Here is a 13,301-nt window from a genome sequence, read left to right as displayed (position 1 = left end):
TCAGCGCCGCAGCTTGTAGCCGAAACCGCGGACGGTCTCGATCCGGTCGGACCCGATCTTCTTGCGCAGCCGCTGCACGCACAGGTCCACGACGCGGCTGTCACCGTCCCAGCCGTAGTCCCAGACGTTGCGCAGCAGCGTCTGCCGGTCCAGCACGATCCCCGGATGAGCCGCGAACTCAAGCAGCAGCCGGAGCTCGGTGGGGGCGAGCGCGACCGGCTCGCCGGCCAGGCGCGCCTCAAGGCCCTGCGTGTCGATGGTCAGTTCGCCGAAGACGAGGTCGCCCGTCCCCCGGGATGCGGGCTGCGGGGAATCGTCCGGCCCGTGCTCGGAAGCGGGCTCGGAAGCGGGCTCGGAAGCGGGCTCACGATCGGGGGCGAACGTGGCCCGGCGCAGCAGCGAGCGGATCCTAGCCACCAGCACGCCGGTGTCGACCGGCTTGACGACGTAGTCGTCCGCCCCCGCCTCCAGGCCCGACACCACATCCAGCGAGTCGCCGCGCGCCGACATCATCAGGATCGGGATCAGGCTGGTCTCCCTGACCCTGCGGCACAGGCCGATGCCGTCCAGGCCGGGCAGCATCACATCGAGCAACAGCAGGTCATGCCGCCCCTCCCGGAAGAGCTCCAGGCCGGTCAGGCCGTCGCCGGCCGTGGACACCTCGTAGCCGTAGCGCTCCAGGGCCATCCCGACCGTCTTGCGGATCACCTCGTCGTCCTCGACGAGCAGTACGGTGACCCGGGTCTGCGGCCCGCTTCTGACATCCAAACCCGAAATATCTCCCTAAAAGCGGCGAATGGCGTGCTTGTGAGCTTATAAGAACACATTTGGTGCTCCCCTCCTCTAACGGCGTGACGGTGGAGGGAAGCGTCAGGAGGCCGGGGCCTTCGCGGGCTTCCAGTCCGGGTGGCCCGGCATCGGGGGGACCTTGGCCCCGTAGAGCCAGCCTTCGATGTAGGAGGTGAGGTCGCGCCCGCTGACCCGGTTGGCCACGTCGATGTAGTCCCGGGTGGTCGCGGACCTGCCCAGGTATCGGTCGTAGAACGTCTGCTCGATCTTCTTGAACACGGAGTCGCCGACCTGGTGCCGCAGACCCGCGAGCATCAGCAGGCCCCCGTTGTTCCCGCCGGTCAGCACGTCCTGCGCCGTCTTGAGCCGCGCGGGGGGCCCGGATTCGAGCCGCTTGTCGAACTCGAACTGGTAGCGCTGCTTCAGGACGTCGTCGAGCTTCCGATACCCCTTGTCCACCGAATAGAGCAACTGGTAGTAGTCGGCGTGGCCCTCGCTGATCCACATGTCGTTCCAGTTGCGCACCGAGACGGCGTCACCGAAGTACTGGTGGACCAACTCGTGGATCATGGTCGGTGCGATGTCCGCGGCCGGGCTCGCCAGTCCCTCGGCGCTGAACGTGGAGAGCGTCGCGGATTCCAAAGCGACGCCGTCGTAGCCGCCCGGCACCCCCAGCACCCCGTAGGTCTCGAAGGGATACCTGCGGCCGATCTCCTTCTCCACCCAGGCGACCTGCTCGGGGATGTCATCCACCCGGGGCTTCGCCGCCTTGTAGCTGTCCGTCGCGACGTAGCTGCGGATCGGCAGGCCGTGCGGCCCACGCGCCGTCACCTTCGTGAAGCGGCCGACGGCGACCTGGGCGACGTCGGTCGGGATGGGATCGCGGGTGGTGTAGGTGTAGGTGGTTCGGCCCCCGGTCGTCCTGCGCGACCGCAGTGTCCCGCTCGCCACCGCCTGAAGGTTCTTGGGCGTGGTGACGCGGAAGGTGAAGCGGGCCTTGTCGCTGGGGTGGTCGTTGCCGGGGAAGAACATGTGGGCGCGGTCCGGCTGACCCATGACCGCGAAGCCGTCGTCCTTCTCGACCCAGGCTTGCAGGTAATGCGCCCCGGGCGGATAGGAGGGCGACCGCGGGTTATCGCTGCGATCGACCCGGTAGGAGACGTCGACGCGGAAGGACGCGCCTTCACGCAGAGCACGCCGCGGCGTGATCACGAGTTTCTCGCCGGACGCCTTGAACGCGGCCCGCTCGCCCTGCACGGAGACCGAGTCGACGCGGTCCACCTTCGAATCCAGGCTGAAGCTGGACAGAGCCTGTTTCGCCGTGGCCGTGATGCGCACGGAGGAGTTCATCTTCGTGGTGCCGGCCCGGTAGTCGTACCGGACGTCGTAGGAGACGACGTCGTACCCGCCGTTGCCGAGGTAGGTGAAGAGCGGGTCGCCGGCACTGTGGGCGCCGGGCCGGGGCGTGCCTGCGGCGGACGCGGACGCACCGGCGTGGACGTCGCTCCTGCCGGTCGCGGCGGTGTCACCGGCTCGGGCCACCGCGCCGCACGCGGACAGCGCCAGCGCCAGCGCGCCCGTCGTGGCCAGCGCGGTGAGCGATCCCCGCGTGCGGCGCCGACGTGGCCGGGGCTGCGGGCCCGACGGCTGCGGCTCGCGAGATTGCGTGCTGTCTGTGCCGGGCCGCGGTCGCAGGCCGGGTACGCGGGCAGAGGACATCGATCAACCACCTCAGAGGAGAAGGTGCGCCGGTTCGCGCACTGTGCCCATGCTGGGTGGGGTATGTGTCGACGCCGCCTAGACCGTGTATCCGCTGCCGCTCAGGCGTGTATCACCGCGCGATGCCGCCCGCCGCCGGCGGGCGGACGGTCCTCGCCCACGACCGGGAGTCGCGGGCGAGGCCGTCGCCACCGGCGGACGGGACGGAGGCTCAGGCGAGGGCGGGTTCGGTACCCTTCGCGGGGCGGACCACGACGGGAGCCTCGTCCAGAGGCTGCGGCGGAGCGTTGAAGACCGCCTCGTCGAGACGGGCCTCGGAACGGGCGACCAGGACGGGCACCACCATCTGCCCCGTGACGTTGGTCGCGGTACGGATCATATCGAGGATCGGGTCGATCGCCAGGAGCAGCCCGACGCCCTCCAGGGGCAGGCCCAGCGTGCTCAGGGTCAGGGTGAGCATCACGATCGCGCCGGTCAGACCGGCGGTCGCGGCCGAGCCGACCACGGAGACGAACGCGATCAGCAGGTAGTGGCCCACACCGAGGTGGACGCCGAACACCTGGGCCACGAAGATCGCCGCGAGCGCGGGGTAGATGGCGGCGCAACCGTCCATCTTGGTGGTCGCTCCGAACGGCACCGCGAAGGCGGCGTAGCCGCGGTCCACGCCCAGGCGCTCGGTGGTGACCCGCTGGGTGAGCGGCATGGTCCCGACCGAGGAGCGGGAGACGAAGGCCAGCTCGATCGCGGGCCAGGCCTTTCGGTAGAAGGTGAGCGGGCTGACCTTGCCGACGAAGGCGAGCAGCACCGGGTAGCTCACCAGGAGCACCAGCAGGCAGCCGATGTACACACCCGCGCTGAGCTTCGCGAGCGGGGCGAGCAGGTCCCAGCCGTAGCTGGCCACCGACTTGCCGATCAGACCCGCGGTGCCGATCGGGGCCAGCCTGATGACCCACCACAGAGCCTTCTGCACCAGGTCGAGGATGGACCGGCTGAAGTCGAGGAACGGCTCGGCCTTGTCGCCGACCGCCAGGGCGGCGGCGCCGAGGACGACCCCCAGGAAGACGATCTGGAGGACGTTGAGCTCGGTGAAGGCGGTGACGATGTTGGTCGGGATGATGCCGGTCAGGAAGTCCAGCCAGCTACCCGCACTCTCCGGGGCCTTGGCCCCCGCGGTGGAGATGGTGACGCCCTGGCCGGGATTGAGAATCAGGCCGAGGCCGATGCCGAAGGCCACCGCGATCAGCGAGGTGATCAGGAACCACAGCAACGTCTTACCCGCGAGCCTGGCGGCGCCGCTGACGTTCCGGAGGTTGGCCACGCTGACGACGACCGCGGTGAAGACCAGCGGCGCGACCGCGAGCTTGAGGAGCTGGACGAAGATCTTGCCTACTTCGGTGAGGGTGGCGGTGAGCCAGGTGACGTCACCGGCGCGGGCGACGAACCCGAGGGCGACGCCTATCACCAGACCGAGGAGCAACTGCAGGGAAAAGGAGAGTTTCTTCACGTACGAGACTCCGGCAGAAGGGCATGCTTACGCCGAGGCGGCATGCGAGGTGAGGGGGAAGGGAGTGGTGACCGCGCTCAGGGACAGAGACGACTGCTCACGCGGCACAGGTCGACGTGCAGCCGCTCAACGAGCCACACGATCACCGGGAAGAACCTCATACCGCGACAAAGCCTCCTCAACCGACTGAAAATTCCGCTTTCCTCTGTGATCTGTATCACGTTCCCCTGCGCGAGAAAAGCCTCCAGTCAGGGCGGGCGGCGCCACCGGCCGCCGTGACGGCCCCATAGATACAAGCTTGTATCTATGACTGCTACGCTCCTCGCATGGCCGATCCCGCGAAGCGCCCGTCCGCCGCCCACACCGCGTACGCCGTGACCAAGGAGCTGATCCTGTCCGGCGAACTGCCCGGCGGGAGCCTCATCAGCGAGGGCGAGATCGCCGAACGCGTACGCGTGAGCAGAACGCCCGTCCGGGAGGCGTTCCTGCGGCTGGAGTCGGAGGAACTGCTGGCGCTGCACCCCAAGCGCGGCGCGGTGGTGGTGCCGGTGCCGCCGGGAGAGGCCGCGGACGTCCTGGAGTTGCGGCTGGCCCTTGAGCGGTCCGCGGCGGAGCGCATCGCGCGAATCGGCCTGCGCGGCGATCACCACGAGAGGATGCGGGAACTGCTGCGGCGTCAGCGGGCCCTCGCCGAGGCGGCGGACATCGGCCGGTTCGCCGACGCGGACGAGGCGTTTCACCGGTGCATCGTCGAAGCGTCGGGAAACCGGCTGGCCGGCCGGTTCTACGCCACGCTCGGCGACCGGCAGCGGCGGATGAGCATCACCGCGCTGCGCCCACGGCCGGAGCGGTTGTCCCTGCTGGCCGACGAGCACGAGGCCCTCCTCCGCCACCTCCTCGACGGCGACAGCGCGGCCTTCGCCTCGGCCCTGCTCGGTCATCTCACCGCGACGCACGGCTCGCCCTACGCCGCCGGCCGCGACGACCGCTGACCCGCGTCTCCTCACGCACACTTCTCGCGAAGGTCTGACTTTTCCATGCCCCGAACCCAGCGGATGCCGGAACCCCGGCAAGCCGCCCCCTCGCCTGCCACCGCATCTGCCCACGCACCTGCCCGCGCTCCCGCCCAAGCACCCCGGCCGGACTCCTGGCGGACCGTCGCCGCGGCGATGTTCGCCTGCGGCTGGGGCGGCAACCAGTTCACCCCGCTGCTGCTGATGTACCGCCGGTTGGGCGGCTACTCCACGCTCAGCGTCGACGCCTTCCTCGGCGCGTACGTCGTCGGACTCGTGCCGGGGCTCCTGCTCGCCGGGCCCGTCTCCGACCGGCGCGGGCGACGTCCCGTGCTGGTGGCCGGCACCGCCGCCTCGGCCGTCGCGAGCCTGGTGCTCAGCTTCGGCGGCCAGAGCGCCTGGCTCATCTACGCGGGACGGCTGATCACCGGCTTCGCGGTCGGCATCGCCATGTCGGTGGGCAGCAGCTGGGTGAAGGAGCTGTCGGGCGGGGCCGGCGGCGGGCTCGCCGCCCGCCGCTCCTCCCTGTTCCAGACGGCGGGATTCGGTCTCGGCGCGGGTGTCGCGGGCGTGCTGGCCCAGTGGGGGCCGTGGCCCATGGTGAGCCCGTACGCCGTCCACCTCCTCATCACCGTGGCGATACCCGTGCTGCTCCTGCGGGTGCCGGAGACGCGGCCGCCGCTCGCGCACGCGTCGGGTTCGGTCCGGCAGCTCCTCACGGCGCTGGTCGACGACCTGCGTGTCCCCGCGCCGGCCCGCAGGCGGTTCCGGCTCGTGGTCCTGCCGATGGCGCCGTGGGTGTTCGGCGCGGCCGGACTGGCGTACGCGGTCATGCCCCAGCTGGTGGGCTTCCGCGTCGGGGACTGGGGGCTGGCGTACGCGACCGGGCTGACCGTGCTGGCCCTTGGCACGGGCGCGGCCGTGCAGCCGGTGGCCAGGTGGCTGCACGGTGATAGGGAAAACCGTGAGGCGAGAAACGGCGAGGCGGGCAAGGGCGAGGCCGGCAAGGGTGAGGCGGGAACCCGTACGGGACGGGCTCCGGTGGCGGCGATGGCGGTGATGCTCCTCGGCGCGGCGCTGTGCGCGGCGAACGCGGTGCTGCTGTCGCCGTGGCTCGCGGCCGTCACCGCGTCCGTCCTGGGCGCCGGTTACGGCATCGCGGTGGTCTCCGGGCTGCTGGAGATCCAGCGCATGGCCGGCCCCGACGACCTGGCCGGCCTGACCGGCATCTACTACATGCTCGCCTACGCGGGCTTCCTGCTCCCCACCGTGCTGGCCACCTTGTCGTCGTGGCTCTCCTACCCGGTCATGCTGGCGGCGGTGGCGGCCGCGGCCCTGGTCTGCCTGGGCCTCGTCGTGACCGGCGCCCGCGTCACCCAGCCCCCGGCCCCGGCGCGATGACGACCACTGAAGCTTTCAGGTGAGGCGGCGGGCAGCGGCATCGGCCGGTACGGCGTTCGCCGAGTTGAGAGCGGGTGATCCCGCCGGCGCTCCCGAGCGTACGGTGGGCGGCGCGACACGGCGCTGTACGCACCCGCCCGTCCGGTGAATCGTGCGTGGTGACGACGATCTCGCGGGGTGGGAGGCGGCATGGCGGTGCGGCTGGGAGCGCGTCTCACGGCGATGGTCGCGGCGATGATCCTCCTGCCGGTCGCGGTGGTACTCGGGGGCACCCCCGCAGCTGCGGACACCCGCGTCGACAACCCCTACGTGGCCGCCGAGCGCTACGTCGATCCCTGGTGGTCGGCGTCGGCCGCGGCCGAGCCCGGCGGTGCGGCGGTGGCCGGCCAGCCGACCGGCGTCTGGCTCCCCCGCGTCTCCCTCATCGCGGGGACCGCCTCCTCCCCCGGGCTGCGCGCGCATCTGAACGAGGCCGTCGTGCAGGACGCCTTCGGCTCGGCCCCGCTCACGATCCAGATCGTGCTCGACGACCTGCCCGACCGGAACTGCACCCACCTGGTCTCCAACGGCGACTTCAGCGTGACGTCCGACGGCCTGAACCGCTACCGCAGCGAGTACGTCGACCCGATCGCCGAGATCCTCGCCGACCCGGCCTACCAGCGGTTGCGCATCGTGGCGATCGTCGAGCCCGACTTCCTGCCCGGCCTGCTCCTGCCCGCCGCCACCTCCCGCTGCTCCGCCGTACAGGCGAGCGGCGCCTACCCCGCGGCGGTGCGGTACGCGGTGACCCGGCTGCACGCCATCCCCAACGTGTACGTCTACCTCGACGCCTCCGGTCGCGGCGTCGTCGGCCATCCGGACAACTTCGGGCGGGCCGCGGACCTGCTCGCGAGCATCGCGGGCGCGAGCGGGGGCGGCCCGACGCCCGTGGAGGGCTTCACGGTGAACGTCGCGGGCTACGGCGCCCTGGTCGAGCCGTACTACAACACCCACATGGGCCTGGCGGTGAAGAGCTCACGGTGGGTGGCGGGGAACGACTACGTGGACGAGTTGTCGTTCGCCCAGGCGTTCCGCCAGCGGCTCATCGCGGCCGGCTTCGGGTCCGGCATCGGCATGGTGATCGACACTTCGCGCAGCGGCTGGGGCGGCCCGTATCGCCCGGCTCGCACGAGCACCTCCACCGACGTGAACCGGTTCGTCGACGAGTCCCGGACGGACCGCCGCCACAGCGTCGGCAACTGGTGCAACCAGGCCGGCGCCGGGCTCGGCGCGCGGCCCACGGCCATCCCCGCCGCCGGCGTCGACGCGTACGCGTGGATCAAGCCCCCGGGTGTCTCAGACGGCTCCGGCACGAACGTCACGACCCCCGACGGCATCCGGCCCGACCCGATGTGCGATCCCGCGTACGCCCAGGTGACCGACGGTTACCTGCCCAGCGGAGCACTGCCGTACGCCCCGCAGGCCGGGCAGTGGTTCGGGGCGCAGTTCCAGCAGCTCCTCGCCAACGCCTACCCGCCGCTGTGAGGCGTCGGCCGAATAGCCGGTCGTTCGTCGAGGAGCCGGACCAGCCGTTTCGGCGCGATCAGCCGGTAGCTGTCCTCGATCAGACCGGCGATCTCGTCCCAGTCCTGCCCGACGTCCAGGCGCGCGCCCACCCAGCCGTTGCGGCCGACGTACGGCGGGACGAAGAAACGCTCCGGGTCGGAGGCCACGAGGGCGTCCTGCACCCCCGGCCCGGCCTTGAACGTCAGCGACCGCCCGTCCTCACCGGTCATCGCGAACAACCTGTCGCCGACCCGGTATGAGGGCGCGGTGTGGCCCCCGAACGGCTTCTCCACGGCCTCCGGCAGGCCGAGGCAGATCTCCCGGAGCAGAGCGGCCACATCCTCATCGCTCACGCGGATCGCCCCTTCGCACGCTCGTCATGAGCGACCAGGGTAGGGGCCGGCCCCCGGCCGCACCACCCTGCCCGAAGCGGTGAGGGCGGCCAGCAGCGCCACGGCCGCCAGGACGGCCGGGGCGGCGTGGGCGCCCGCCGCGTGGGAGCCCCCCGCGAGGTGCAGGGCCAGGGTCACCGCGGCGATGCCGAGCGCCGTGCCGATGCCGCGCGCCATGTTGACCATGCCGCCGGCCGTGGCGGACACCCGTTCGGGGACGGCGGCCATGACGACGGTGTTGTTGGCGGGCACGAACAGGCCGAGCCCCGCGCCCGTCAGCGCCAGGCCGGCCACGGCCCAGCCTTCGGCCGCGGGATCCGCGGCCAGCAGCGCGCAGCCGGCGGCCGCCGCCACGGCGCCGACGACGCACCTGCGCCGGTCGCCCCAGGCCCGGGGCAGCAGACGGTCGCCTATGAGGGCGCTCGCCGCGAAGCCCCCGGGCAGGGCCGTCAGGACCAGGCCGGCGACGAGTTCGCCGGTCCCACCGGCCACGAGGACCTGCGGGATCGACACCAGCGGGCCGAACAACACCAGGTAGCCGCCCAGCGCTCCGGCGAGCCCCGCAGCGACGACCCGGTCGCGGAGCAGGGCGGTGTCGATGAGCGCGGACGGCGCCCGCGCCTCCCACCGCCAGAAGCCGATCGCGGCGCCGGCGGCGCCGGCGAGCAGGACGGGGACCGACCAGGACGGCAGCTCCAAGCCCGAGATCACGGAGGCGGCGAGCAGCAGGGCGCTGGTGGAGGCCGCGAGCAGGATCAGCCCCTGCCAGTCGAACCGGCCGCCCCTCCCCCGCTGCCGTGTGCGCGGCAGCAGGTAACGCCCGGCGACCACGGCCGCGCAGCCGACCGGCACGTTGATCCAGAACACCCAGCGCCATCCCGCCGTGGCGACCAGCACTCCGCCGAGGGCCGGCCCCAGGGCCAGGCCGAGCGCCTGGGCCGCCGCCTGCATGCCGAGGCCGGCCCGCATCCGCGCCCGGGGGACGCTCGACACGACCAGGGCCACGCTGTTGGCCTGGAGCATCGCCGCGCCCGCCGCCTGCACCAGCCGGCAGGCCACCAGCACCGCCAGAGACGGCGCCAGTCCGCAGGCGGCCGAGGCGACCGTGAACACGACGAAGCCGTAGAGGTAGACCAGCTTTCGGCCCGCCACGTCGGCGAGCCTGCCGGCCCCGGCCAGCAACGCGACCAGCACCAGCAGGTAGCCCAGGGACACCCACTGCACGGCCGCCAGCGAGGCGCCGAACTCCCGCTCCAGCGCCGGGAACGCCAGGGTGACGATGCTCGCGTCCAGCTGTCCCATGAACGCGCCGATGCACACCGCGCCCACGGCGAACCAGGGGGCGTACGGGTGCTCGCGCACGCGGTGGGGGCGGCGCGACTCCCGCAACAGATCACGCATTCTCCGACCCCTTCGCCCAGCCTATCTCCGCAGGTAGGGACGGCCCTCGGCGGCCGTCGGCGCGGCTCAGCCGGGGCCGCCCCGCTCGAACGGCAGGCGGTGCTGGACGGCGAGCAGCCACGCGATCGACGGCAGCACCAGCAGCGCGCCCGCCCCGGCGACGGCGAGGACCGCCGTGATCACCGCCGGTTCCGCCGCCGCCTGCCGGAAGGACACCGCCGGCGGCAGCATGAGCGGATACTGCGCCACCGGCCACCCCCACATCACGGCGGCCACGGCCAGGGCCGCGGTGCCGCGGACGAGCAGGTAGCGCCGCAGCCACAGCAGCGCGATGGAGGCGACGCCGAGCACGGCGCTCGCCAGCACGAGCGGCAGCGCGCGGTGGGTGAGGCCGGTGAAGAGCCGGGGGGCGTCGGCGCGCAGCACCCCGATGCCGCCGAGGGCGACCACACCGGTGACCGCGGCCGCGGCCAGCGCCCTGCGCCGGAAGACCTCGGCCATTCCGGGCAGGCGGGAGCGCACGGCGTCGTCACACAGGTAGACCGCGGCCAGGCAGGCGCAGACGGCCACCGCCAGGACGCCGCCCAGCATCGAGGTCGGGTTGACCCACGCGCCCACCAGGCTTCCCCTGGCCAGGCCGGGCGGCACCCGGCCGGACGCGACGGCCCCGGCCACCGTGCCGAGGAAGAACGGCGTGAGCACCGACGACAGCGCGAAGGCCGCGCCGAACAGGCGCTGCTGCCACAGCTCGGTGCTGCTCTTGCGGAACGCGAACGCGGCTCCCCTGCCGATGATCCCGAACGCGGCAAGCGTGAGCGGGATGTAGAGCGTGGACATCACCGCCGCGAAGACCGGCGGGAAACCGGTCCACAACACCACGAGCACGAAGATCAGCCAGACGTGGTTGGCCTCCCAGACCGGGCCGATCGAGTGCTCGACGAGGCGCCGCTGGGGCAGGCCCGCCCGGCTGCCCCCGGCCAGCAGGTCCCACAGGCCGCCGCCGAAGTCGGCGCCGCCGAGCAGCGCGTACAGGGTCAGGCCGGCCCACATGACCCCGAGCAGGACCTGCGCCGCCTCCATCAGGCCGTCTCCCGTTCCTGCGGCGCGGCCACCGGCCGGGCGCGGGCCATGAGCCGCAGCACGTACACCGTCGACACCGTGAGGACCGTGTAGACGGCGACCAGCAGCAGCAGTCCCGCCCACAGATGGGGCGCGGGGTTGACCGCGTCCGCGGTGCGCAGCCTGCCGTACACGACCCACGGCTGACGGCCGACCTCGGTCACCACCCAGCCCGCCTCGACGGCGACGGCGGCGAGCACGCCGGAGGCGGCCGCCGGCCACAGGAACAGGCGGGAGTGCGGGATCTCGCGCCGGCGCCACCAGCTGAAGGCGAGCCAGGCCGCCAGCAGCAGGAGCAGGACGCCGATGCCGACCATCGCGTCGAAGCACAGGTGGACCGGCGTGACGGGCGGCCGGTCGGCGGGCGGCGTGCGGTCCAGCCCCTGCACGACGGTGTCCGGGCTGTAGCCCACCAGCAGCGACAGTCCGTTGGGGATCTCGAATGCGTGGCGCAGACGGCCGTCCACGAAGATCCCGCCGACGCTCAGCGGCGCGTGCGGGCCGGTCCTGGTCAGTCCTTCCATGGCGGCGAGCTTGGTGGGCTGGTAGCGGGCGAGGAAACGCGCGGCGTAGTCGCCCACCAGGATCTGGACGGGCGCCAGCGCCCCCGCGACGGTGAAGGGCACCAGGAAGCCGAGGCGGTGGTAGCGGTCCCGCCGCCCGCGCAGCAGAGCCACGGCGTAGACGGAGGCGGTGGCGAAGCCCGACACCATGAACACCGCGACGATCATGTGGATGGTCTGCGGCGGAGTGGCGGGGTTGAACATGGCCGCCCAGGGCGACACGTGGGTGACGCGGCCGCCCTGGAGGACGAAACCGCGCGGCTGGTTCATCCACGCGTTGGCCGAGACGACGAAGAACGCCGAGGCCACACCGGCGACCATCACCGGCACCCCGCTCAGCAGGTGGGCCCTGGGCGAGAGCCGGTCCCACGCGTAGAGGTAGATCCCGATGAAGATCGCCTCAAGGAAGAACGCGATGCCCTCCAGCGCGAACGGGAGCCCGATCACCTGGCCGTACGCGCCCATCAGGCCCGGCCACAGCAGGCCCATCTCGAAGCTGAGGATCGTGCCCGACACGGCCCCGACGGCGAACAGGACGGCCACCGCCTTCGCCCAGCGCCGGGCGAGGCGCAGGTAGTCGTCGTCGCCTCGGCGCAGCCCCCGCCACTCGGTGAACAGCAGGAGGGCGGGCATGCCCACCCCCAGGCACGCGACGATGATGTGCCAGCCCAGGGACAGGGCCATCTGGGTCCGCGCCGCGACCAGGTCGGCCCCGCCCGCCGGACCGGTCGCGGCGATCAGCGGCGCCGCGAGCGCCGGTCGCATCGTCCGCTCCCCGCCGGCAGACCCCGGCTGGGGCTGAGGTCAGTGGTCATCCCAATGACCGTCGTGGCGGACGTGACGGTGCCCGTCGTGGATGTAGTCGACGTGGTCGCCGTGCGGCACGGCCACGTGCCCGCACTCGGGCCCGTGCTCGTGATCGTGCACGTCGTGCACGGCGTGCCCGCTCGCCTCGCACTCGTCGACATGGTTCTCGTGCACCCGGTGCAGGTGGCCGTCGTGGACGTAGTCCACGTGGTCGCCGTGCGGCACCGCGACATGGCCGCACTCCGGCCCATGCCGGTGATCGTGTTCCGTGTGCGGATGGTGCTCGGTCATTGTGCTCATGGGAGGATTCCCCTCCTCGGAAACCACGGACTGGTGGGTTGGTACCCCCGCGCGTGCACCGGAGGCAGCGCCGCGACCGGCTTTTGCGCAAGCCGACGAGAGCCTCTACCGGCGTTTGAGGCACCGCGCCGTGCCTGCCCACTGCGCGTCGATCCTCCAGAGCGCCGAGGACCGGTCGCACCGCCGGACTCGTCCAACGGTGCCCGGCTGCCGGACCGGCCGGGCAGGGCCCATGGACCTTTCCGTACGGGTCCCGCGTCATCCGTTCCGCCGGCATTCCTCAGCCGGGGAACCCGTTGGGCCGAAGGTCCCGCGATCACGGGACTTCGGGACGGCCGGAGCGTGCCGTACGGCTCCTGTGGCACACCCGGCGATCGCGGTTTCCTTGAGACGTCACCAAGAGAGCAAAGACGTTGAAAGGGGCCGGTCATGGCCACCACCCAAGAGCGCAACCAGAGGAACCACCGCCTCCACGACGCCGCTCCCACCGCCGTCACCGTCCCCGCCCCCCGCACACACGGCGACACGATCCCCGCCACCACCGCCGGCCCGGTCCGCTACGTGTGGGCCGCCGCCCGCATCGCCATCGGCTGGGTGTTCCTGTGGGCCTTCCTGGACAAACTGTTCGGCTGGGGCCTGGCCACCCCCGCCGCCAAGGCCTGGACCAACGGCGCCAGCCCCACCGCCGGCTTCCTCAAGGGCACCGCCGACCACACCCTCGGCGGCCTGTTCACCACCCTCGCCGGCC

11 protein-coding genes and 1 pseudogene are annotated in these 13,301 nt (G+C 72.2%); 4 read left to right on the top strand and 8 right to left on the bottom strand.

Going from position 1 to position 13,301, the window contains the following annotated elements; translation table 11 throughout:
- From cseB to FLX07_RS25220, 3 genes are all read right to left on the bottom strand, one after another.
- On the bottom strand, positions 1-768 hold the full coding sequence (cseB, locus tag FLX07_RS25230) for a two-component system response regulator CseB (RefSeq protein WP_223853821.1): 768 nt from the start codon (positions 766-768) through the stop codon (positions 1-3).
- A 102-nt stretch (positions 769-870) separates the two neighbouring features.
- The gene (locus tag FLX07_RS25225; protein WP_142574063.1) at positions 871-2,508 is read right to left on the bottom strand and encodes a M1 family metallopeptidase; all 1,638 of its coding nucleotides are present in this window, start codon (positions 2,506-2,508) and stop codon (positions 871-873) included.
- Between the two features lie 211 nt (positions 2,509-2,719).
- Complete coding sequence (locus tag FLX07_RS25220) at positions 2,720-4,012, bottom strand: dicarboxylate/amino acid:cation symporter (RefSeq protein WP_142574062.1); 1,293 nt, start codon at positions 4,010-4,012, stop codon at positions 2,720-2,722.
- Between the two features lie 326 nt (positions 4,013-4,338).
- Between FLX07_RS25220 and FLX07_RS25215 the strand changes: the two genes are divergently transcribed.
- The 3 genes from FLX07_RS25215 to FLX07_RS25205 all read left to right on the top strand — a co-directional run bounded on the left by FLX07_RS25215 (position 4,339) and on the right by FLX07_RS25205 (position 7,950).
- Positions 4,339-5,004: a GntR family transcriptional regulator gene (locus tag FLX07_RS25215; RefSeq protein ID WP_142574060.1), complete on the top strand. Its 666-nt coding sequence runs from the start codon at positions 4,339-4,341 to the stop codon at positions 5,002-5,004.
- A gap of 45 nt (positions 5,005-5,049) precedes the next feature.
- On the top strand, positions 5,050-6,426 hold the full coding sequence (locus FLX07_RS25210; RefSeq protein WP_223853820.1) for an MFS transporter: 1,377 nt from the start codon (positions 5,050-5,052) through the stop codon (positions 6,424-6,426).
- A 189-nt stretch (positions 6,427-6,615) separates the two neighbouring features.
- Positions 6,616-7,950, top strand: a complete 1,335-nt coding sequence (locus FLX07_RS25205) for a glycoside hydrolase family 6 protein (protein WP_208762379.1) — start codon at positions 6,616-6,618, stop codon at positions 7,948-7,950.
- On the opposite strand, the gene FLX07_RS25200 is transcribed toward FLX07_RS25205, so the two are convergent.
- The 5 genes from FLX07_RS25200 to FLX07_RS25180 all read right to left on the bottom strand — a co-directional run bounded on the left by FLX07_RS25200 (position 7,935) and on the right by FLX07_RS25180 (position 12,553).
- Positions 7,935-8,324 carry an MmcQ/YjbR family DNA-binding protein gene (locus tag FLX07_RS25200; RefSeq protein WP_142574058.1) on the bottom strand — a complete coding sequence of 130 codons (390 nt, stop codon included), beginning with the start codon at positions 8,322-8,324 and terminating at the stop codon, positions 7,935-7,937. The two genes, FLX07_RS25205 and FLX07_RS25200, sit on opposite strands and share 16 nt — an antisense overlap.
- Positions 8,325-8,348: 24 nt before the next feature.
- Positions 8,349-9,764, bottom strand: a complete 1,416-nt coding sequence (locus FLX07_RS25195) for an MFS transporter (protein WP_142574056.1) — start codon at positions 9,762-9,764, stop codon at positions 8,349-8,351.
- A 66-nt stretch (positions 9,765-9,830) separates the two neighbouring features.
- Positions 9,831-10,844, bottom strand: coding sequence for a cytochrome d ubiquinol oxidase subunit II (locus FLX07_RS25190; protein ID WP_142574055.1), 1,014 nt, complete (start codon positions 10,842-10,844; stop codon positions 9,831-9,833).
- Complete coding sequence (locus FLX07_RS25185) at positions 10,844-12,211, bottom strand: cytochrome ubiquinol oxidase subunit I (RefSeq protein ID WP_142574052.1); 1,368 nt, start codon at positions 12,209-12,211, stop codon at positions 10,844-10,846. Before FLX07_RS25185 ends, FLX07_RS25190 begins: the two co-directional genes overlap by 1 nt.
- Before the next feature lie 39 nt (positions 12,212-12,250).
- Positions 12,251-12,553 (bottom strand): hypothetical protein, encoded by a 303-nt coding sequence (locus tag FLX07_RS25180; RefSeq protein ID WP_142574050.1) that lies wholly within the window; start codon positions 12,551-12,553, stop codon positions 12,251-12,253.
- A 429-nt stretch (positions 12,554-12,982) separates the two neighbouring features.
- On the opposite strand from FLX07_RS25180, the pseudogene FLX07_RS25175 reads away from it, so the two are divergent.
- Positions 12,983-13,301 (top strand): annotated as a pseudogene (locus FLX07_RS25175) (hypothetical protein); the annotation flags it as partial.

It is taken from the genome of Microbispora bryophytorum, from assembly GCF_006874465.1.
GTDB classification, from domain to species: domain Bacteria; phylum Actinomycetota; class Actinomycetes; order Streptosporangiales; family Streptosporangiaceae; genus Microbispora; species Microbispora bryophytorum.
This window is presented reverse-complemented; position numbering and strand designations above follow the sequence as displayed.

Coding starts and splice junctions, on each gene's coding strand:
- FLX07_RS25190 (WP_142574055.1), bottom strand. CDS start 10,844: ATGGAGGCGGCGCAGGTCCTGCTCGGGGTCATGTGGGCCGGCCTGACC.
- FLX07_RS25210 (WP_223853820.1), top strand. CDS start 5,050: ATGCCCCGAACCCAGCGGATGCCGGAACCCCGGCAAGCCGCCCCCTCG.
- FLX07_RS25215 (WP_142574060.1), top strand. CDS start 4,339: ATGGCCGATCCCGCGAAGCGCCCGTCCGCCGCCCACACCGCGTACGCC.
- FLX07_RS25180 (WP_142574050.1), bottom strand. CDS start 12,553: ATGAGCACAATGACCGAGCACCATCCGCACACGGAACACGATCACCGG.
- FLX07_RS25185 (WP_142574052.1), bottom strand. CDS start 12,211: ATGCGACCGGCGCTCGCGGCGCCGCTGATCGCCGCGACCGGTCCGGCG.
- FLX07_RS25225 (WP_142574063.1), bottom strand. CDS start 2,508: ATGTCCTCTGCCCGCGTACCCGGCCTGCGACCGCGGCCCGGCACAGAC.
- FLX07_RS25205 (WP_208762379.1), top strand. CDS start 6,616: ATGGCGGTGCGGCTGGGAGCGCGTCTCACGGCGATGGTCGCGGCGATG.
- FLX07_RS25195 (WP_142574056.1), bottom strand. CDS start 9,764: ATGCGTGATCTGTTGCGGGAGTCGCGCCGCCCCCACCGCGTGCGCGAG.